The sequence below is a fragment of the Daeguia caeni genome, from assembly GCF_042653845.1.
Taxonomy (GTDB): domain Bacteria; phylum Pseudomonadota; class Alphaproteobacteria; order Rhizobiales; family Rhizobiaceae; genus Brucella; species Brucella caeni.
The window spans coordinates 75,338-94,544 of the sequence record NZ_JBHSEL010000052.1; the positions used below are offsets into that span (position 1 = coordinate 75,338).

Below are 19,207 nucleotides of genomic sequence, written 5' to 3' on the forward strand. Positions count from 1 at the left end.
ATTGAGCGGCCGTGCGGCCGCTCATCTCCTTAAGGCAGCTCCAGGAAAAGCGGGCACAGCCTTTCCGTCCGGAACTGCGCAAACTATTTGTCAGGGCAATTCGGACTTTCCATAAAGTCTGAATTTTCTGACGCACAACAAATCGGGGACACCATGACTTTCGACCTTTCGGGCCGTCTGGCACTGGTAACGGGTGCGTCGCGCGGCATCGGTTATTTTCTTTCGCTTGAACTGGCCAAGCGTGGTGCGCATGTGATTGCGGTCGCACGCACGGTTGGTGGCCTTGAAGAACTGGACGATGAAATTCGCAAGTTCGGCAGCTCGGCAACGCTGGTGCCGCTTGATCTGACTGATATGGAAGCCATAGACCGCCTTGGCGGCTCCATCTATGAACGCTGGGGCAAGCTCGACATCCTGGTCGCCAATGCGGCCGTTTTGGGCACGATTTCGCCGATTGGCCATGTCGAGGCCAAGACCTTTGAAAAGGTGGTCAATCTCAATCTGACCAGCGTCTGGCGTCTGATCCGCTCCACCGATCCGCTGCTACGCCTGTCGGATGCGGGCCGCGCAATCCTGCTGTCGTCAGGCGTTGCCCATTCGGCACGTGCCTTCTGGGCGCCCTATGCAGCAACCAAGGCGGCCGTTGAAGTGCTTGGTCGCAGCTGGGCAGAAGAAACCAAGCGCATGAAGCTGAGGGTCAATTCAGTCAATCCAGGTGCGACGCGCACTGCCATGCGCGCTCAGGCCATGCCGGGCGAAGACCCGGAAACCCTGCCGACGCCGCAATCCGTGGCAGAAAAGATCGTGGCACTTGCCGATCCGGCACTGGAGGTGACTGGCAAGCTGTTTGACGTGCGCCAGAACCGTTTCCTTGATTACCACATGCCATCCTGACCATGCCTGCCGGTCCGGCTGTTGGCCGGCCAGGCGGGAAATGCGATGAACACCCCGTCAGCCTTGCTCTGGCGGGGTGCTGTTTTCTGAGGTGTTTTCTTCCTGCCTGTTGTCTTCGTCTGCTGTTTGCCTTGCCAGACGATCTGCCGCCTCACGGCGGTTCCACGCGGCAAGGCTGAATGGCAGGAAGATCAGATAGGCTATGGCCGTGATACTTAACGTGTACCAGGTGTAGCTCATCAGAAAGGCGGCATAGAGCACGACAAACAGAATCAGCGGCATGACCATGTCGCGGTGCACGAGATTGCCCGCTGTCTTGCCATTATAGACCGGAAGACGACTGACCAGCAGCAGCGCAATCACCACCGTATAAGCAGCAACGCCAAAAGCCAGCGGGCGCGACGGGATGAGCCCCAGAAAGCCCAGATAGACCGGCAGAAGCACCAGCATGGCACCGGCGGGCGCCGGTACGCCGACAAAATAATCGTTCTGCCATGCCGAGCGATTCTGATCTTCCAGCATGACATTGAAACGCGCCAGCCTGAGGCAGCAGGCAATGGCATAAAGCAGAGCCGCGATCCAGCCAAAGGCGCGTGCCTGATCCAGCACATAGGCATAGAGCACAAGCGCTGGCGCGACGCCGAAATTGACGATATCGGCCAGCGAATCCATCTGCGCGCCGAATTTTGATGAACCCTTCATCATGCGGGCAATGCGGCCATCGATGCCATCAAGAAAGGCTGCGACCAGCACCATGATGACGGCAAGCTCGAAGCGATTTTCAAATGCCAGCCGAATACCCGTCAGGCCTGCGCAAATGGCAAGCACGGTGATGAGATTCGGAATGACAAGACGCAACGGGATCTGCGTGAGTTTGGGCCCGCGCGAAATGTCAGCCGAACCGTTCGGGTCGAAAGGCGGGAATGGTGTTTCCATTTTATCAAAATACCACAAGCCTAGAGCAATTCAGTGTTTTCATGAACGCTCTGAACCGCTCTAACATATTATTTTCGCCGTTTCGGACGAAAACCGGTTCTTACTTTCCCGGAACTGCAATTTACCGTTTCACGCTGTTCCGGACAAAAACCGGCTCTCACTTTTCCTGGAGCCGCTCTAGCTGATGCGAACGACTGGTTCGCCGCGGTCGCTGCCAAAGTCTGCAAGCACGGTTTCGCCAGCTATTGCCGTCTGCCCGACAGCCACGCGCACGGTAGCATCGGCCGGCAGATAGACATCGACACGCGAACCGAAACGGATGAGGCCGAAGCGTTCACCGGCCGCGATTTCATCGCCCTGCTTAGCCCAGCAAAGAATACGCCGCGCCACCAGTCCGGCGATCTGCACCACGCCTACCTTGCCATGTGGGCTTTCGATCAGCACACTGTTGCGTTCATTATCGGTGCTGGCCTTGTCGAGTTCGGCATTCAAAAACTGTCCCGGACGATGGACAATTTTCTCGATCCTGCCGCGCACCGGCGAACGGTTCACATGAACCGAAAAGACATTCATGAACACCGACACGCGGGTCAGCGGCTCGTCGCCCAGATCAAGCTCTGCCGGTGGAACGGCCGCGCCAACAAAGGACACCTTGCCGTCAGCCGGGCTGATGACGAGATCATCATGCAGGGGGGTGACCCGTTCGGGATCGCGGTAGAAATAAATGCACCAAACCGTCAGCACCATGCCGATCCAGAACAGCGGATCCCATAGCCAGCCAAGCAGCAGCGACCCAACAAAGAATGCGGCGATGAATGGATAGCCTTCCCGATGGATCGGCACGAATGTCTTGCGGATAGTCTCAATCAGGCTCATGCAGCTTTTCCTCGCGTTTAGGCTGTATTTAGCCTATCCCGGCCAAAACCGAAATCCATTTTGCAGGTTTTGCACGCATGTCGAAAAGCCGGGATGCAAATCCCGCCAAGATTGTTGAAAATACACAAGTATTCCATCAACCGATCATGGGCCTGCACGCATGATGACAGCAGCCCTAGCCACTGACTGCCCTCACTCCGCAGCTGGAATGCCGCGCACAACAACGCCCATATCGTCTTCCTCGCGCATCTGGCGCAGGCGTTCTTCGGCCTCGCTTGCCTCGCGCTGACGGTTCCACATCGAGGCATAAAGCCCATTCTGTTCCAGAAGCTTTCGGTGCGTGCCGCGCTCGACAATCTGCCCGTCCTTCAGCACGATGATCTCATCCGCGCCGATCACCGTCGACAGCCGGTGTGCAATCACCAAAGTGGTGCGTCCCTTGCTGACAATATCAAGTGCCGACTGGATTTCCTGTTCCGTGGCCGTGTCGAGTGCCGATGTGGCCTCATCCAGAATGAGAATGGTTGGCGATTTCAGGATGGTGCGTGCGATCGCCACACGCTGCTTTTCGCCGCCTGACAATTTCAGTCCGCGTTCGCCCACCATGGATTTATAGCCCTGTGGCAGGCGCTCGATGAAATCGGCAATCTGCGCCATTCTGGCGGCCTGTTCGACTTCCGAATCGGTCGCATCCGGGCGGCCATAGCGGATATTATAGGCAATCGTATCGTTGAACAGTACCGTATCCTGCGGCACCATGCCGATAGCCCGGCGCAGGCTTTTCTGCGTGACATCGCGCAGATCCTGCCCGTCAATGGTGATCGAACCCTGCTGAATGTCGTAAAAGCGGAAGAGAAGCCGCGAGATGGTCGATTTGCCAGCGCCCGACGGGCCGACAATGGCAACGGTCTTTCCGGCCGGCACGTCGAAGCTGATACCTTTCAGGATCGGGCGTTGCGGATCATAGGCAAAATGCACATCCCGGAATGCAATCGCGCCCTTGTCGATCACAAGCTCAGGCGCACCCGGCTTGTCGGTCACTTCCTGCTTGACGTCCAGCAGATCAAACATCTGCTCAATATCGGTCAGGCCCTGACGGATTTCGCGATAGATGAAGCCGATGAAGTTGAGCGGAATGGAAAGCTGCATCAACAACGCATTGATGAAGACAAAATCACCCAGCGTCTGCGTGCCCTTCTGCACCGCAAGCGCCGACATGACCATCACAACCGCCATGCCCGCCCCGAAAATCACCGCCTGACCAAAGTTCAGCCAGCCAAGCGACGTCCAGGTCTGGATGGCTGCCTTTTCATAGCGCGCCATGGAGGCATCGAAACGCCTGGCTTCCATCGCCTCATTTCCGAAATATTTGACTGTCTCGAAATTGAGCAATGAGTCGATCGCCTTGGTATTGGCGTCGGTATCGGAATCATTCATCTCGCGGCGAATGCTGATGCGCCAGTCACTCGCGCGGATGGTAAACCATGTATAGAGCCAGACCGTGACCGCCACGACCAGAAGATAGGAAAAGCCATAGGCATAGGCGAAGATGACCGCCGTCAGTGCAAATTCCAGAATGGTCGGCAGCGTGTTGAGGATGGTAAAGCGGACAATGGTCTCGATACCCTTGGTGCCGCGCTCAATGATGCGCGAGAGACCGCCCGTGCGCCGCTCCAGATGAAAGCGCAGCGAAAGCTGGTGCATATGCACAAAGGTCTTGTAGGCAAGCTGGCGCACCGCATGCTGGCCGACGCTTGCAAACAGCGCGTCGCGCAGCTGGTTAAGCCCCGCCTGAATGATTTTCGCCGCATTATAGGCAACGACCAGCATGACCGCGCCAACAAGAATATGCGGAATGTAATCAGGCGGGTTGAACTGGCCATTCAGCGCATTGGTGACCCATTTGAAAAAATAGGGCACGAGAATGAGTACGATCTTGGCAAGCACCAGATAGAAGCTTGCCCAGACAACGCGCATTCTGAGATCGCGGCGATCGGCAGGCCACATATAGGGCCACAGATTGCGCAGTGTTTTCAGCGTCTGGCCGGATTCAGCCGAAACGGTTTTGCCGGAAGCAATTTTGGAAGCACTCATTATGCGCTCTTTCGGATCATTTGTCTGCGCAGCATCCGGCAGCCAATATGCCAAGATGCGCGTGGATTATAGTAAGACAGCCGCGATTGACGCTGTAACGCGATGCCTGCCGCTCTGGCCGATAGTCAATCAGCCCGGCTTCGACCAGAACCTTCAGATGCTGCGAGACGGTGGACTGGGCAAGATCAAGCCGCCCGACAATATCCTTGCAGCAGCAGGCATCCTCGATGATCAGCTGGCGCAGGATCGCAAGCCGCACCGGATGACCAAGTGCCGCATAAATGCGCGCAGCCTTCGCATCATCCAGCGCAGCACCGGAATCGCCATGCGGAAACGAACCTGTCATTGCAAATGACCCCACACTGGTCACAGACATATTTTATCGTTTATCGGCGATAAACGATTATCCTCTCCATTTCAAGGTAGACGGAACAATTTTCCGCAAAAGCTCACAATGATGAAATCACTGTTTCGCGCCTTCCTGCGACTGCTCGTTGAGCAGTTTCTTCACTTCTTCGTCGTCAAGTGGCTCTTTCGGCATGGTAAAGACCTGGCCCGGCAGGATCAGGTCGGGATTGCGGATCTGGTCGCGATTGGCCAGATAGATCGTCGTATAGCGGGCACCGCGGCCATAGGTGCGCTTGGAAATCGTCCAGAGATTGTCCCCCCGGCGGATGATGACCGAGCCTTCCACCTTCTGCAAGGCAGCTGCCTCCGTCTCATTCGCATTGGTTTCATTGGCCGCATCGGCCGTATTGGCCGCACTCTCATTCTGCGTTTCCTCTGGCTTGGGTACCACGGCGGCAAGTGCTGCGCCCGCTTCACGGTGGAATGGAACACGTGCGGTTGCAAGAATCCGGTTCATGGAATCCAGCAATTCGGCGCGGATGACGTAGTCGCCAACGGCAAGCGCCTGTTTGCTCTGGATCAGGAAACGGCCCTCAGCGGTCACCGGCCCGGCCCCCAGAACAATATCATTGGCGTGTACGATCACGCGGTTGCCGTCCCTTGCGCGGCCAGCGACGAAAACCATATCGCCATCGATTTCCACCGCTTCAATGGCAATTGGCGCATTCTGTGCAATGGCAGGCAGTTGCGCCGGCGCATTGGCATCGCCCGCCTCCGCCTTTTGTGGCGCTGCAGGTCGGGTAATCAGACGGCTTGCCTGCCCCGGCGCCTCAACCAATGCCAGAACCTGACCATCCGGCGTCGCCGGAACGGATACAATGGCCGTCTGCGCAGATGTCGCGGCCTTGCCATCGGCACCCGTTGCCCGCAACACAAGCTGGTGATCACCAGGCTTCAATGGCTTGTCGAGGATCACGACAAAATCACCTGTCGGCCCGGCCGTGGCCTTGCCAAGCACGGCGGAACCCGCCACGACTTCCACCTCGGCATCTGGCGCAGCCTTGCCGGCAATCACGACAGAACCATCCGGCTCAACCCGCAAAATATCGAAGACCGGCATGACATCTGCCGCCTGCTCCTTTGCTTCAGGAGCGACATCGGCAGGCTTCTCATTGACCGTCTGGGCAGGCTCTGGCGGCGTTTCCACTTGACTTGAGGCGCCAGATTCCAGCTTTGGCGATGGACTATCGTGTTCCGGCGCCTGCGACGACCAGTAAAGTGCCAGAGCGCCCACAATGATTGCCAGTGCAAAACCGATTAAGCCGAACCTGTAATTCTGCATACTTACCGCAACCTACATCAAGAGAACACGCATCAGGGCATTTCGCCTTGCATGAAGCGGCCAATGCCCCAGTCTTGTTTCCGCCTGTTCCTACCCCGAATGCCCCTTCCAGTGGCCAACATGCGCCAGCCTGTCATCACCACGAAGCTCTCAAGGCCGAATAACCAACCCCAGCCGGACAGTCTCGTCTGCTGGTTTATCGTGTTTGCTCACCGACAACAAGAATAGTCTATGTTCCTGCGCCGATTCACCGAAGTGTTCAGCAAAAAATTATTGTTGTTTGCAACTGACCGGCTTCGACTGATCTGGATCTTCCATAAGATTGTAAAGATCAGCCGCATCCCCCTTTGTCCACCAGATGTAAATTGATCCGGCATAACGGGCACCGGAACCGGACAGAACATTGGAGGCGACGACAGTCTGGTCTTCCATTTCCAGCTTGGCGAGCGAAATATCACCCGCATTATAATAAGTGACGGCAATATCCTTGTCGCCGCACTTGTAAAGCTGCTGATCGGTGGCGACTTCCTGATTTTCGGGAAGCTCTATGATGATATTTTCTGCTGCAGCGGTCGAGACGGCGCCGGACAAGGCAAACAGGACTGTCATCCACTTTAACATCAAACGCACCCTTTTTTGAATTCGTTGAGAATGAGCATCCACCTTCTCGATCACGATGTAAAGATAGCAGTCACTGATCGCTTGACGCTCGCCCATCAAAGGCCCACAAAGCAACCATGTCCCAGATTCGATCCATTTGTGTTTATTGCGGCTCTTCCACGGGCCATAATCCCATCTATCGTGAGGCCGGCCTGGCGCTCGGCCGTTCCATAGCCGAACATGGCATACGGCTTGTCTATGGCGGCGGCACGCGCGGCATCATGGGCGCGGTTGCCGAAGGCGTGATGAAGGCGGGCGGCGAAGTCACCGGCATCATCCCGACCTTCCTGCTAGACAAGGAAGCAAGCCCTGAGCGCGCCACGGAGTTGAGCGAACTTATCGTTGTCGGCGACATGCATGAGCGCAAGCATCTGATGTTCCAGAAGTCGGACGCCTTTGTCACGCTTCCGGGCGGCATTGGCACGGTGGAAGAAATCGTGGAAATGATGACCTGGGCGCAGCTTGGCAAACATCGCAAGCCGATGGTGTTTGCCAATATCAACCAGTACTGGGATCCGATCCTGAAACTGCTGGATCACATGCAGGCAGAAGGTTTTCTGCATACGTCCCATCAGGTACAGCCGCTGGTGATCGAGAAGGTCCAAGACATCGTCCCCGCCATCCTCGCAGCCAATGGCAGACCGCGCGAGGGGGATGAGGAGATTATCAGCAAGATGTAAGTAAAAGGCGGGGCAACCCGCCTTTTGGCTAAGTCTTATTTCTTCACCAGCATCGCCACAGCTTCCACATGTGGCGACCACAGGAACTGGTCAATAGGCGTGACGCGGGTGATGCGATAGCCGCCCTTGACCAGAATGGAGAGGTCGCGCGCGAAGGTTACCGGATTGCACGAGATGGCGACGACCTTCTCGACCTTGGATTTTGCAAGCTCCTGTGCCTGCTCTTCTGCACCGGCTCGCGGCGGGTCGAAGACGACCGCATCAAAGCCAAGCAGTTCCTTCGGCATGAACGGACGGCGGAAAAGATCGCGCCGTTCGATCGTCACCGGCTTCAGGCCCTGAACATGGCGCACGCCGCGGTCAAGGGCGGCAAGGGCTGCGGCATCGTTTTCAACCGCATGCACTGCGCTTTTTTCGGCAATGCGCAGCGCAAATGTGCCGACACCACAAAAGAGATCTGCCACTTTCTTGGCTTTTCCGAGATGAGAGAGAACCAGCGAGACCATGGTTTCTTCCGCATCAACCGTTGCCTGCAGGAAACAGCCGGGCGGAATGGGCACGGGCACCTTGCCGAAATTGATGATCGGCTTTTTCGGCTCGACGATGATTTCGCCCTCATGCGAAAGCCGGGCAAAGCCCTTTTTCATCACCAGCGCAGTCAGGGCGCGTTTCTGCACATCCGTGAGAACACCGCAGCCGCTGGCCGCCAGATCAAGGCCGGAAGCAGTGAGCGTTGCTGCCAGTTTGAACGGCTTTGTGCCGGTGGCCAGCAACGCGCCCACTTCGCGCAGATCATCAAGCCGCGCAATGATTTCCGGTACCGTGACGGCGCATTCACTGATGTCTATGATTTCATGGCTCTGATGGCGGTTGAAGCCAAGCAGCACGCCCTTTTCCGTCTTGCGCATGGCAAAAACCGCGCGGCGACGCGTTTGCGGTGCGCAGGCAACAAGCGGATCAACCGCAACATCAATGCCCCTGCCCTTCAGTGACGCAACAACCATATCACGCTTCCACTGCCGATATGGCTCGTCCTGCCAATGCTGCAAGGCGCACCCACCGCAATCCTCAAAATGCCTGCAGGCGGGCTGCTGGCGTTCTGGCGAGGCACCAAGAAGCGCAATCATTGTCGCGCGGTGCTTTTCGCGCGCCACATTGACCACTTCGCCCGGCAGCGTGAATGGCACATAGATCTGACCATCCGGCATATTGGCGACACCATCGCCGCCAGCACCAACCGAGCGGATCGTTACTTGCCCCATGGACGGTGTTGTCATTGGTCTTTCTTTCCTGCCAGGAGATATTCACGATTGCCATCGCCGCCTTCGATGGGCGACGGGCAAAGGCCAAGCGCGCGCCAGCCGGGCTGCGTCTCAAGCCAGTTTTTCAGTTCTTCTGCCATGCGTTCACCATCGGCGGGATCACGCAAAATGCCGCCCTTGCCGATGGCCTCGCGTCCGACCTCGAATTGCGGCTTGACGAGAAGCGCGCAGATAGCACCTTTTTGCGCCAGCGCCAATGCAGGCGGCAAGGCAAGTTTCAGCGAAATGAAGCTCACATCCGAGACAACGCAGTCAATATCGCGCCCATCAAGATGCGAAAATTCCAGCGCGCGGGCATTGATGCCTTCCTTGTTGGTGACCTGCGGATGATTGCGCAAAGTCTCATGCAGCTGGTCATGACCGACATCAATGGCAATGACATGAGCCGCGCCGCGTTCAAGCAGCACCTGCGTAAAGCCACCGGTTGATGCGCCAATATCCAGCGCCATGCGGCCTTTGACATCAAGCCCGAAATGATCGAGTGCCGCAATCAGCTTGAGGGCTGCGCGCGAGACATAGGCGCTTGCCGGATCATCGACCGTCACATTCACGTTGCGCGCAACAGTCTGGCCCGGTTTTGTCACAGGCTTGCCATCGACCTGCACCGTGCCGCGCTGGATTGCATCACGCGCGCGCGAACGCGTGGCAAAAAGCCCAAGCTCGACCAGCAACTGGTCAAGTCGTGGGCGGTTATCGGCGGCATTCTCGCTCATGCGGTCAGGCACTGAATGGTGCTGCGATTGCGTCACGGCCAAGTGCGGCAAAAACCGTGCGCACAATGCCCGCCCGGTCAAGACCGGCATTGGCATACATGACTTCCGGCTTGTTGTGATCCTGATAGATATCCGGCAGCGTCAGGGTGCGCACCTTGAGGCCGTTATCAAGCAGGCCATCCATGGCCAGAAATTGCAGCACATGCGAGGCAAAGCCGCCAATCGCGCCTTCCTCAATGGTGACCAGGACCTCGTGCTCGCGCGCAAGGCGGCGGATCAGATCCTGATCAAGCGGCTTGGCAAAGCGCGCATCGGCAACGGTCGTTGAAAGACCTGCGGCACCCAGTTCCTCCGCCGCGGCAAGACATTCCTGCAGCCGCGTACCGAATGAAAGAAGCGCCACCTTCGTGCCTTCGCGGATGATGCGGCCCTTGCCGATTTCGAGCACCGAGCCACGCTCCGGCAGTTCCACGCCGACACCATCGCCGCGCGGATAGCGGAAGGAAATCGGGCCTTCATCATATTCGGCCGCCGTGCGCACCATATGGCGCAGTTCAGCCTCGTCAGACGCGGCCATGACGACAAAGCCCGGCAAAGCGGCCAGAAAACCGGTATCGAAAGAACCGGCATGGGTTGGCCCATCAGCACCCACCAGACCAGCGCGGTCGATCGGGAAACGCACCGGCAATTGCTGGATCGACACATCATGCACGACCTGATCATAGCCACGCTGCAGGAAGGTCGAATAGATGGCGCAGAACGGCTTCAAGCCTTCGCTTGCAAGGCCGGCCGAGAATGTCACCGCATGCTGTTCGGCGATGCCGACATCAAACATGCGTTCCGGAAAGACCTCGCCAAACAGATCAAGCCCGGTTCCGCTCGGCATGGCGGCAGTGACGGCGACAATTTTGTTGTCGTGGCGGGCTTCCTCGATCAGGCTGGTGGCGAAAATCTTGGTATAGCTTGGCGCATTTGCCGGGGGCTTGGCCTGTTTGCCGGTGATCACGTCAAACTTGTTGACGCCATGATATTTGTCGGCCGCCGCTTCAGCAGGGGGATAGCCCTTGCCCTTCTGCGTCACCACATGCACCAGAACCGGGCCTTCCTGCGTGTCACGGACATTCTTCAGGATCGGCAGCAGGTGATCGAGATTATGGCCATCGATCGGGCCGACATAGTAAAAGCCAAGCTCCTCGAACAGCGTGCCGCCGGTAAAAAAGGCGCGGGCATATTCTTCCGACTTGCGCGCCTTGTCCTGCAGGAATTTGGGCAGTTTCTGTGCCAGCTGCTTGGCAGCCTCGCGCATGGTGCGATAGGCGCGTCCCGACACAAGACGCGCCAGATAGGCGCTCATCGCCCCCGTTGGCGGGGCAATCGACATGTCATTGTCGTTGAGAATGACAATGAGGCGCGCATCCAGCGCACCGGCATTGTTCATTGCCTCATAGGCCATGCCTGCCGACATGGAGCCATCGCCGATGACGGCAATCACATTGCGCTTCTCGCCCTTCAGTTCACTCGCCACCGCCATGCCAAGGCCAGCCGAGATGGAGGTGGAGGAATGCGCCGCGCCAAAGGGATCATATTCGCTTTCGGCGCGCTTGGTGAAACCGGACAGACCATTGGGCTGGCGCAGCGTACGGATGCGGTCGCGCCGTCCAGTCAGGATCTTGTGCGGATAGGCCTGATGCCCGACATCCCAGATGATCCGGTCATGCGGCGTATTGAAGACATGATGCAGCGCAACCGTGAGCTCGACAACGCCAAGACCAGCGCCAAGATGGCCCCCCGTCACCGAGACCGCATCGATCAGTTCGGCGCGCAATTCTTCCGCAAGCTTCGGCAGATCGGATTCAGGCAGCTTGCGCAGCGCATCCGGGGTTGGCGCCTGATCAAGCAATGGAGTTTTGGGTCGCGACATCATTTTCCTCCGGCCAGACCGCTAATCAAGGAAACATGGCCAAACTGTTAACGACTGCCTACAGCAGAGCGAGGCATAAGATCAAGCGAAGGCTGAAATGTTTTAACCTTTGCCGTCAATGCTGCCCTTCAAACCGGTCAAACTTGCGCCTGACGCAAAGGTCTTCATTCCGGCAGGGGAATGAACTCCTCTTCATCGCCCGGAACAATATCAAAACGTCCCATGCGCCATTCTTCCTTGGCCTGTTCAATGCGCTCTTTCGACGATGAGACAAAATTCCACCAGACATAGCGCCGCGACCCCAGAGCCGCGCCGCCAAACAGCATGAAATGCGCGCCTTCAGGCCCTGCCTCAATGAGGATTTCATCGCCAGTGCGAAAAGCCAGCAGGCGATCTGGCGGGAACACATCGCCGCTGATGCGCACATTGCCGCTTAACGTATAAATGGCGCGCTCTTCTGCCGTGACCGGCAGCGGAAAACGACCGTTGGGCTTCACACGAATATCAGCATAAAGCGTTTCGACATGCCGGATGACCGGCGAGGACAGCCCAAACATGTCACCAATAATGAGACAACCAGAAAAATCTGCCGTATCAAATCGGGGCAAAGCCGGTGCATTTGTGTGATAAAAATGTGGCGCGATTTCTTCCTTGCCATCGGGAAGCGCAAGCCATGTCTGCACGCCTGAAAGCGGCATGGGGGCATTGCGCTCCTCTTCCGGCGAACGCTCGGAATGCACGATACCGCGCCCTGCCGTCATCAGGTTCACATCGCCCGGGCGGATCACCATTTCTGTGCCAAGACTGTCACGATGGCGGATATGGCCGTCAAACAGATAGGTGACGGTGGAAAGCCCGATATGCGGATGCGGGCGGACATCGAGTGCCCTGCCATCACGCAAGACCGCAGGCCCCATACGGTCAAAGAAGATGAAGGGGCCAACCAGACGCCGCCTTGCCGTTGGCAAGGCGCGGCGCACCTCCAGCCCGTCAATGTCGCTGGTGCGTGGAATGATCAGCGTCTCAATGGAATCGACGCTTGTCTTGTCGCCCAAAACTGGATCAGGGCATGGGAAAAAACTCAAACCGCACCCTCCGACTTGTGCAGCGGGCATGCCCCCCGGCAACCCCGCCACGGCAAAAAGCCTGCCTGAGGCAGGATCTGCAACAGCACACATACATCATATAGCGAAACCGCACCGGCGAACCGGTGCGGTCGTCAAACCCAGTATGAGCCTGTTTCAGCGTCCTTGCAACATACGCGCAATCTCGCTTGCGTCCGGCACCTGACCATTGGCCGTCAGCTGATCAACCAGACCGGGCAGCACCTGCGACAGATGGCCCAACTCCTGCGGATCGATGCCGGCATGTGCGGCAATATCATTCAACGTCTGTTGTCCCAGTGCATTGCCAAGCTGTTCCGGCTCAATCGGATGATTTTCCCCCTGCCCCAGCCAGGAATCGACCTTGTCGCCAAGGCCAGCCTGTTTCAACTGGTCAAGAAGACCGCCACCAAGCGCACCCGGTGCCGTGGCGGCATTGCTGGCAGCCGCTCCACCCAGAAGCCCACCAAGACCACCCAGAATGCTGCCCAGCAAACCGCCGCCCGCAGTGGATTGTTGCTGGTCGGGCGCTGGCTGATCCTCATGCTTGCCGGACAGCATCTTGCCGATCAGCAGCGCACCCAGCGCGATCATCACCGGCTTGGCCAGGCTGCCGCCAGGTATTGGAGAATTTGAACCATCATAGTTTGTCATACCGCTTCTCCCTGCAAAACGATACTTCCTAATTATAAAATTCAATAATATACAATAATTACCAATCCTTTTTGAAGTATGGTACTATATCTAACGTGCATATTTGTAGAAATTATTCAATATCCATGTTAAAATCACATTATTTTAGGAGTTACATAAATGTCCATTCTCAGCTGGATCATTCTTGGCCTGATTGCCGGCTTTGTCGGCAGCAAGATCGTCAACAAGAGTGGTGAGGGCTTTTTTCTGGATATTGCCCTCGGCATCATTGGCGCGATCGTCGGTGGCACCATATCGGCCTTCCTGTTCGGGCGGGGCATTACCAGCGCCTTTGATCCGATCAGCCTGATCATTGCGATCATCGGCTCGGTCATCGTGCTTCTGGTTTATCATGCCGTCACCGGCAAGCGCAGCATTGGCTGATGTGATGCAAGGCCCCGGCTTATACCGGGGCCTTGCAAGCCAATTTCTTGCACTTTCCTCCCATGCCAGATTGGCTACAATTAAGAGGGTGAGCCAGAACCTGTCTGGCAATACAGCCGCCGGATTTTGGAATATTTCATCAAAAGAACAGATTCCTGTTCCAATCAGGCGCAGCTTTCTGATGACTAGACTGTCCATCTCATGAGTTATATCGAGCCCTATATCATGGCCTATGGCGCGCTTGCGCTGTTTGTCATCGTCTATCTGGAATCGTTTGGCATGCCATTGCCCGGCGAAAGCGCCCTGGTTGCAAGTTCCCTCATGGCGCTGCATGGGCTGATGCAAATTGATGCCGTGCTGATTGCCGTCGTCACCGGTGCCATACTGGGCGACTCGACAGGCTATGTCATCGGACGCTTCGGCGGGCGCAAACTGCTGGAAAAGCATGGGCACCGGGTCAAGCTGACGCCGTCGCGTCTGGCAGGATTTGAACGACAGTTCGAGAAAAACGGTTTTCTGGTGGTCGCCAGTGCGCGTTTCTTCGTCCTGCTGCGCCAATTGAACGGCATTATTGCCGGTTCAATGAAAATGCGCCCGACCCGTTTCATGGCCGCCAATATCATTGGCGCCATCGGCTGGGCGCTGGTGTGGGGTCTGGGGCCATATTTGCTGAGCGGCGCGCTTGCCCCTTATGTCGCACCAGTCAAAAACTGGTTTGGCTAAACCATCATCATTCAAAAGGGCAGTTTCCTGCCCTTTATCTGCTAAGCAGCCGGTTCTTGAGCTTTACTCGCTGTCAAGCGGCTCAGTGCCAACTGGCTTGCCGTCGCGGCCGAGGCGGATCTTCTCAACCTTGTCTTCAGCAGATTTCAGCAGCGCATCACAATGCTGCTTCAGCGCCTCGCCACGTTCATAGATACGGATCGATTCTTCAAGCAGAACATCGCCACGTTCGAGGGCATCAACGATCGTTTCGAGCTGCTTCAGCGCTTCTTCAAAGCTCATGACGGCGATATCAGCGTTGGACGGTTCGTTTACCATGATTCATCCTTTCAACAGCCGCGTAATATGCGCAGATGCGGACTGCGACAAGCCCTCAAGATCATATCCGCCTTCCAGTACGCTGATCAGACGATGATCACAATATTGTTCTGCCCGTTCCATCAGCTTGCCCGTGGCCCAGTCGAAATCGGCTTCCTCCAGATTGATCTGTGCCAAGGGATCGCGAAAATGCGCATCAAAACCGGCAGATATCAGGATCAGGTCAGGACGGAAATTGTCTATGGCAGGCAGGATCCGGCTGGTAAAGGCCTCGCGGAATTCGCGGCTGCCCGTATCGGGCGACAAAGGTGCATTGAAAATATTGCCGACACCTGTTTCATCCTTGCCGCCCGTGCCGGGATAAAGCGGCATCTGATGCGTGGAACAGAACAGCACGGATGGATCCTGCGCAAAGATGTCCTGCGTGCCATTGCCGTGGTGCACATCCCAGTCAACAATGGCAATGCGCTCGGCGCCATGGCAGCGCTGCGCATGGCGGGCAGCAATGGCAACCGTATTGAACAGGCAGAACCCCATGGCCCTGTTGCGCTCGGCATGATGTCCCGGCGGTCTGGCAGCGACAAAACCATTATGCGCCACACCTGAAAACACATCATCGACCGCACCAAGCGCTGCACCAATGGCGGTGAGTGCGGCTTGCAGGCTTTTGGGGCTGAGATAAGTATCGCTTTCAAGCTGGATGATCGGCTGTGGCGCCTCCTCATCGTCGGGTGCTGCAGGCAGTCTTGCCCTGATTGCGCTCAGATGTTCTTCCGGATGCGCAAGCAGGACTGCTTCCTCATCCGCAGCCTTGGCCTCGATCTGATCCAGCCGATAGAAATCCTCTCCTTCCAGCACGCTCAACAGCGCCCGCAGCCGATCCGGCCGTTCCGGGTGACCATGCGGTGTGAGATGTTCCAGATAGATCGGATGCGTATAAAGCCGTGTCGTCATGCCTTCATTATAGCAAGAGTACGCCTTGTTGCCATGGCGACAACGGCTCCTCGTTGCACCGGTCAGATGATGTCGGTGCGGGTGATGTGGATGCCAAAACCTTCCAGACCAATATAATGGCGTTCACGCGAGGCCAGAAGCACGATCGAGGTGATGCCGAGATCCTTCAGGATCTGGGCGCCAAGACCGATCTGACGCCATTCTTCCTCACGCGCCTTTGCTTCGGCATGGGTTTCATGCGCGCCCGGAATTTCATCGCGCACCCGCGCGTCCCGCTTGTCGGAACGCACGCCCACAGACCCCTCACGCAGATAAACCAGCACGCCACGGCCATCCTTGGCCATGCGCTGCATGATGGAATCAATATTGGTGCCGCCCTGACCAAAGACGTCTTCCAGCACATCCTCACGATGCAGGCGCACCGGCACATCCTCGCCGTCGCGGATATCGCCAAAGACAATGGCCACATGCTGCATCGGCTCCCACGGCAATTCATAGGTATAGGCGCGCGCGACACCTGCCGGCGTCGTGATGTTGACCTCGTTCACGCGCTTGACCAGCGTTTCCTTGCGCTGGCGATAGGCGATCAGGTCTGCGACCGTAATGCGGTGCAGATTGTGTTTTTCCGCGAAAGCCGTCACATCCGGCCCGCGCATGACCGTACCATCATCATTGACCAGCTCGCAGATCACACCGACCGGCGGCAGATTGGCAAGCTTGCACAGGTCAACGGCCGCTTCCGTATGGCCAGAGCGCATCAGCACGCCGCCCTCGCGCGCAATCAGCGGGAAAATATGGCCCGGGCGGACAAAATCCGACGGACCAGCATTTGGATTGGCCAGATTGCGCACGGTGAGCGTGCGATCTTCGGCCGAAATGCCGGTGGTCGTGCCATGGCGATAGTCAACAGTCACAGTGAAGGCGGTCGAATGCGGCGCATCATTGTCGGCCACCATCGGCGTCAGGTTCAGTCGCTTTGCTTCCTCGCGCGGCATTGGCGTGCAGACGATGCCGGAGGTGTGACGCACGATGAAAGCCATCTTTTCCGGCGTACAATGAACGGCAGCAACGATCAGATCGCCTTCGTTTTCACGTCCGTCATCGTCCATGACGACGACGATTTCACCACGTTCGAAAGCGCGCAGCGCATCGACGACCTTTTTCTGATTATATGCCATTTCACACCCTCGATTGTTTAGCCGCGTCCGGTCTGACCGCGATGACGCAAATAATGATCCGCAATGGCGCAGGCCACCATTGCCTCGCCGATCGGCACGGCGCGAATTCCCACACAAGGATCGTGACGGCCCTTGGTCACGACATCCACTTCCCGCCCCTCTGCATCAATGGAACGGCGCGGTGTCAGAATGGATGATGTCGGCTTGACGGCAAAACGCGCCACCACCGGCGCGCCCGTGGCAATGCCTCCAAGAATGCCGCCGGCATGGTTCGACAGGAAGACGGGCTTGCCGTCAGCGCCCATGCGCATTTCATCGGCATTTTCCTCTCCCGTCAGACGCGCTGCGGCAAAGCCCTCACCGATTTCCACGCCCTTGACGGCATTGATCGACATGAGATAGCTGGCAATATCCTGATCAAGCTTGCCATAGATCGGCGCGCCAATACCGGCCGGAACACCTTCGGCCACGATCTCGATCACGGCGCCAACGGAGGAGCCGGACTTGCGAATGCCGTCGAGATAATTGGCAAAGATTTCAACCGACCCGGCATCCGGCGTGAAGAACGGGTTGTTGTCGACCTCGTCCCAGTTCCAGCGGCTGCGGTCAATGTCATGCACGCCGATCGAGACCAGCGCGCCGCGCACCTTCAGCCCCGGCACGACCTTGCGGGCAATGGCGCCGGCAGCAACACGCGCTGCCGTCTCGCGCGCCGATGATCGTCCACCGCCACGATAGTCACGGATGCCATATTTGACATCATAGGTGTAATCGGCATGGCCCGGGCGGTACTGCCGGGCGATCTCGCCATAATCCTTGGAGCGCTGATCCGTATTTTCGATCATCATCGAGATCGGCGTTCCGGTCGTGGTCATGGTCACGCCATCATCGTCCAGCAGTACACCGGACAGAACCCTGACCTGATCCGGCTCGCGGCGCTGGGTGGTATATTTGGACTGGCCAGGCTTGCGCTTGTCGAGATAGGACTGGATTTCGGCTTCGGTAAAGGTGATGCCGGGAGGGCAGCCATCAATGACACAACCAAGCGCCAGTCCATGGCTTTCACCCCATGTGGTGACGCGAAACAGATGACCGAAACTGTTATGAGACATGCGTTAGGCCTGACGTCAGATATGCCCGATGAAGGCATGAATTTAGCAGATTTTCGGGGGTGGTTTTATTGAGCTTTTCCGCGCGGGTCAAATAACACTGTCGCCTTGCAACAAAATTCCATTCCCTGCTCACTTTCTGGCATTGTTTTTGTCATATTTACCACGATAAATTGCGCATTCAGAGGGGACAGGTCCTGAACGCTTCACAGGATGATCGAATCGGCCAGGGATGGCGAGCGCCATCCAGCCGTTGCGAAACAGATGGAGGGATTTATGCGCCATATCGTCGGACTGATACTGGTCATTGCATCGCTGTTGACAACCGCAGCACGGGCGGATGATGCAGAGGGCAGGATCACCAGCATCAACCCGGACAATGAAACCATCACGCTTGATGACGGCAAGACCTACAAACTGCCGCATGACTTTGATTATAATGTCATCAGCAAGGGCATGAAGGTTTTTATTGTCTATGACCTTGCGAACGATACACGCTATGTCACCGACATTGAGGAAGCGCCATAAGAACAAGCAAAAGCGCTCGAACGGAAAAGGTACAGATATCCAAGCTCATCAAGCAGGCGCCAATCCCAGATTGCACAGCAATTCAACGGCTCTCACGAGACGACCATTATCGTTTTTTGTCCCTTTGCGCCGCCTGATTTCACCCTCCCAATCTTTTATGCGCTCATAAGTCACCAGCCAATGAACGGTCGCAGCCAATTCAAGTACAGTTACATTTTCATTTGCAAGTCTTTTTACCACTTCTTGTAATTTTTTATTCCGCAGTACTTTATAATCTTCGATTTTTTCATTGTTTTAAAGCAACCATATCGAGCACCATCACTCTCTCGCCAGAGATCTTCTTCAACTATTAGAGCAACTCACATTTTGATGGAATCGAAAGGGATTCCCCTTTCGATTAAAATATGATTCAAACTACTGGCTAGTTGGGA

General features: G+C 56.7%; 19 protein-coding genes and 1 pseudogene. 5 read left to right on the forward strand and 15 right to left on the reverse strand.

The features are described 5' to 3' along the window. Nucleotides 1-153 precede the first annotated feature (153 nt). Nucleotides 154-894, forward strand: a complete 741-nt coding sequence (locus tag ACFO1V_RS07855; protein ID WP_374831669.1) for an SDR family NAD(P)-dependent oxidoreductase — start codon at nucleotides 154-156, stop codon at nucleotides 892-894. 57 nt (nucleotides 895-951) lie between these two features. On the opposite strand, the gene pssA is transcribed toward ACFO1V_RS07855, so the two are convergent. The 6 genes and pseudogenes from pssA to ACFO1V_RS07885 all read right to left on the reverse strand — a co-directional run bounded on the left by pssA (nucleotide 952) and on the right by ACFO1V_RS07885 (nucleotide 7,111). Further along, on the reverse strand, nucleotides 952-1,830 hold the full coding sequence (gene pssA, locus ACFO1V_RS07860; RefSeq protein WP_374831667.1) for a CDP-diacylglycerol--serine O-phosphatidyltransferase: 879 nt from the start codon (nucleotides 1,828-1,830) through the stop codon (nucleotides 952-954). A gap of 177 nt (nucleotides 1,831-2,007) precedes the next feature. Further along, a pseudogene (locus ACFO1V_RS07865) lies at nucleotides 2,008-2,709 on the reverse strand (phosphatidylserine decarboxylase); the annotation flags it as partial. Between the two features lie 189 nt (nucleotides 2,710-2,898). Beyond that, nucleotides 2,899-4,785, reverse strand: a complete 1,887-nt coding sequence (locus tag ACFO1V_RS07870) for an ABCB family ABC transporter ATP-binding protein/permease (RefSeq protein ID WP_374831797.1) — start codon at nucleotides 4,783-4,785, stop codon at nucleotides 2,899-2,901. A 31-nt stretch (nucleotides 4,786-4,816) separates the two neighbouring features. Further along, nucleotides 4,817-5,146: an ArsR/SmtB family transcription factor gene (locus tag ACFO1V_RS07875; protein ID WP_374831665.1), complete on the reverse strand. Its 330-nt coding sequence runs from the start codon at nucleotides 5,144-5,146 to the stop codon at nucleotides 4,817-4,819. Between the two features lie 117 nt (nucleotides 5,147-5,263). Continuing rightward, a complete protein-coding gene (locus ACFO1V_RS07880) occupies nucleotides 5,264-6,490 on the reverse strand; it encodes an Ig-like domain-containing protein (protein WP_374831663.1) in 1,227 nt (408 codons plus the stop codon). 270 nt (nucleotides 6,491-6,760) lie between these two features. Continuing rightward, nucleotides 6,761-7,111, reverse strand: a complete 351-nt coding sequence (locus ACFO1V_RS07885) for an MliC family protein (RefSeq protein WP_374831795.1) — start codon at nucleotides 7,109-7,111, stop codon at nucleotides 6,761-6,763. Nucleotides 7,112-7,227: 116 nt separating this feature from the next. Between ACFO1V_RS07885 and ACFO1V_RS07890 the strand changes: the two genes are divergently transcribed. Then, entirely contained in the window at nucleotides 7,228-7,830 is a 603-nt protein-coding gene (locus ACFO1V_RS07890) for an LOG family protein (protein WP_374831661.1), read from the forward strand. Between the two features lie 35 nt (nucleotides 7,831-7,865). Here ACFO1V_RS07890 and ACFO1V_RS07895 read toward each other — a convergent pair whose 3' ends face one another. The 5 genes from ACFO1V_RS07895 to ACFO1V_RS07915 all read right to left on the reverse strand — a co-directional run bounded on the left by ACFO1V_RS07895 (nucleotide 7,866) and on the right by ACFO1V_RS07915 (nucleotide 13,543). Beyond that, nucleotides 7,866-9,107, reverse strand: coding sequence for a class I SAM-dependent RNA methyltransferase (locus tag ACFO1V_RS07895; RefSeq protein WP_374831659.1), 1,242 nt, complete (start codon nucleotides 9,105-9,107; stop codon nucleotides 7,866-7,868). Further along, nucleotides 9,104-9,865, reverse strand: coding sequence for a TlyA family RNA methyltransferase (locus ACFO1V_RS07900; RefSeq protein WP_374831657.1), 762 nt, complete (start codon nucleotides 9,863-9,865; stop codon nucleotides 9,104-9,106). Before ACFO1V_RS07900 ends, ACFO1V_RS07895 begins: the two co-directional genes overlap by 4 nt. 4 nt (nucleotides 9,866-9,869) lie before the next feature. Next, on the reverse strand, nucleotides 9,870-11,786 hold the full coding sequence (gene dxs / locus ACFO1V_RS07905) for a 1-deoxy-D-xylulose-5-phosphate synthase (RefSeq protein ID WP_374831655.1): 1,917 nt from the start codon (nucleotides 11,784-11,786) through the stop codon (nucleotides 9,870-9,872). A 164-nt stretch (nucleotides 11,787-11,950) separates the two neighbouring features. Further along, nucleotides 11,951-12,871 (reverse strand): pirin family protein, encoded by a 921-nt coding sequence (locus ACFO1V_RS07910; protein ID WP_374831653.1) that lies wholly within the window; start codon nucleotides 12,869-12,871, stop codon nucleotides 11,951-11,953. A 156-nt stretch (nucleotides 12,872-13,027) separates the two neighbouring features. Beyond that, nucleotides 13,028-13,543 (reverse strand): YidB family protein, encoded by a 516-nt coding sequence (locus ACFO1V_RS07915; protein ID WP_374831651.1) that lies wholly within the window; start codon nucleotides 13,541-13,543, stop codon nucleotides 13,028-13,030. Between the two features lie 159 nt (nucleotides 13,544-13,702). Between ACFO1V_RS07915 and ACFO1V_RS07920 the strand changes: the two genes are divergently transcribed. Beyond that, nucleotides 13,703-13,966, forward strand: coding sequence for a GlsB/YeaQ/YmgE family stress response membrane protein (locus tag ACFO1V_RS07920; protein WP_374831649.1), 264 nt, complete (start codon nucleotides 13,703-13,705; stop codon nucleotides 13,964-13,966). A gap of 201 nt (nucleotides 13,967-14,167) precedes the next feature. Continuing rightward, complete coding sequence (locus ACFO1V_RS07925) at nucleotides 14,168-14,689, forward strand: DedA family protein (RefSeq protein ID WP_374831647.1); 522 nt, start codon at nucleotides 14,168-14,170, stop codon at nucleotides 14,687-14,689. A 63-nt stretch (nucleotides 14,690-14,752) separates the two neighbouring features. Here ACFO1V_RS07925 and ACFO1V_RS07930 read toward each other — a convergent pair whose 3' ends face one another. From ACFO1V_RS07930 to aroC, 4 genes are all read right to left on the reverse strand, one after another. Beyond that, entirely contained in the window at nucleotides 14,753-15,007 is a 255-nt protein-coding gene (locus ACFO1V_RS07930; protein ID WP_374831645.1) for an exodeoxyribonuclease VII small subunit, read from the reverse strand. Nucleotides 15,008-15,010: 3 nt separating this feature from the next. After that, a complete protein-coding gene (locus ACFO1V_RS07935) occupies nucleotides 15,011-15,961 on the reverse strand; it encodes a histone deacetylase family protein (RefSeq protein WP_374831643.1) in 951 nt (316 codons plus the stop codon). Nucleotides 15,962-16,023: 62 nt separating this feature from the next. Further along, nucleotides 16,024-17,139 (reverse strand): 3,4-dihydroxy-2-butanone-4-phosphate synthase, encoded by a 1,116-nt coding sequence (gene ribB / locus ACFO1V_RS07940; protein WP_374831641.1) that lies wholly within the window; start codon nucleotides 17,137-17,139, stop codon nucleotides 16,024-16,026. Between the two features lie 17 nt (nucleotides 17,140-17,156). Beyond that, nucleotides 17,157-18,251 (reverse strand): chorismate synthase, encoded by a 1,095-nt coding sequence (gene aroC, locus ACFO1V_RS07945; protein WP_374831639.1) that lies wholly within the window; start codon nucleotides 18,249-18,251, stop codon nucleotides 17,157-17,159. Nucleotides 18,252-18,524: 273 nt separating this feature from the next. Here aroC and ACFO1V_RS07950 point away from each other — a divergent pair, with 273 nt between their 5' ends. Continuing rightward, complete coding sequence (locus tag ACFO1V_RS07950; RefSeq protein ID WP_374831637.1) at nucleotides 18,525-18,776, forward strand: DUF1344 domain-containing protein; 252 nt, start codon at nucleotides 18,525-18,527, stop codon at nucleotides 18,774-18,776. Nucleotides 18,777-19,207: the final 431 nt, after the last annotated feature.

Bases quoted from the DNA above. Each gene is read 5' to 3' on its own strand.
- ACFO1V_RS07895 (WP_374831659.1), bottom strand. From the start codon at position 9,107: ATGACAACACCGTCCATGGGGCAAGTAACGATCCGCTCGGTTGGTGCT.
- ACFO1V_RS07925 (WP_374831647.1), top strand. From the start codon at position 14,168: ATGAGTTATATCGAGCCCTATATCATGGCCTATGGCGCGCTTGCGCTG.
- ACFO1V_RS07915 (WP_374831651.1), bottom strand. From the start codon at position 13,543: ATGACAAACTATGATGGTTCAAATTCTCCAATACCTGGCGGCAGCCTG.
- ACFO1V_RS07890 (WP_374831661.1), top strand. From the start codon at position 7,228: ATGTCCCAGATTCGATCCATTTGTGTTTATTGCGGCTCTTCCACGGGC.
- ACFO1V_RS07950 (WP_374831637.1), top strand. From the start codon at position 18,525: ATGCGCCATATCGTCGGACTGATACTGGTCATTGCATCGCTGTTGACA.
- ACFO1V_RS07935 (WP_374831643.1), bottom strand. From the start codon at position 15,961: ATGACGACACGGCTTTATACGCATCCGATCTATCTGGAACATCTCACA.
- ACFO1V_RS07900 (WP_374831657.1), bottom strand. From the start codon at position 9,865: ATGAGCGAGAATGCCGCCGATAACCGCCCACGACTTGACCAGTTGCTG.
- ACFO1V_RS07880 (WP_374831663.1), bottom strand. From the start codon at position 6,490: ATGCAGAATTACAGGTTCGGCTTAATCGGTTTTGCACTGGCAATCATT.
- ACFO1V_RS07885 (WP_374831795.1), bottom strand. From the start codon at position 7,111: ATGTTAAAGTGGATGACAGTCCTGTTTGCCTTGTCCGGCGCCGTCTCG.
- ribB (WP_374831641.1), bottom strand. From the start codon at position 17,139: ATGGCATATAATCAGAAAAAGGTCGTCGATGCGCTGCGCGCTTTCGAA.
- dxs (WP_374831655.1), bottom strand. From the start codon at position 11,786: ATGTCGCGACCCAAAACTCCATTGCTTGATCAGGCGCCAACCCCGGAT.
- ACFO1V_RS07920 (WP_374831649.1), top strand. From the start codon at position 13,703: ATGTCCATTCTCAGCTGGATCATTCTTGGCCTGATTGCCGGCTTTGTC.
- ACFO1V_RS07930 (WP_374831645.1), bottom strand. From the start codon at position 15,007: ATGGTAAACGAACCGTCCAACGCTGATATCGCCGTCATGAGCTTTGAA.
- ACFO1V_RS07855 (WP_374831669.1), top strand. From the start codon at position 154: ATGACTTTCGACCTTTCGGGCCGTCTGGCACTGGTAACGGGTGCGTCG.
- pssA (WP_374831667.1), bottom strand. From the start codon at position 1,830: ATGGAAACACCATTCCCGCCTTTCGACCCGAACGGTTCGGCTGACATT.
- aroC (WP_374831639.1), bottom strand. From the start codon at position 18,251: ATGTCTCATAACAGTTTCGGTCATCTGTTTCGCGTCACCACATGGGGT.
- ACFO1V_RS07875 (WP_374831665.1), bottom strand. From the start codon at position 5,146: ATGACAGGTTCGTTTCCGCATGGCGATTCCGGTGCTGCGCTGGATGAT.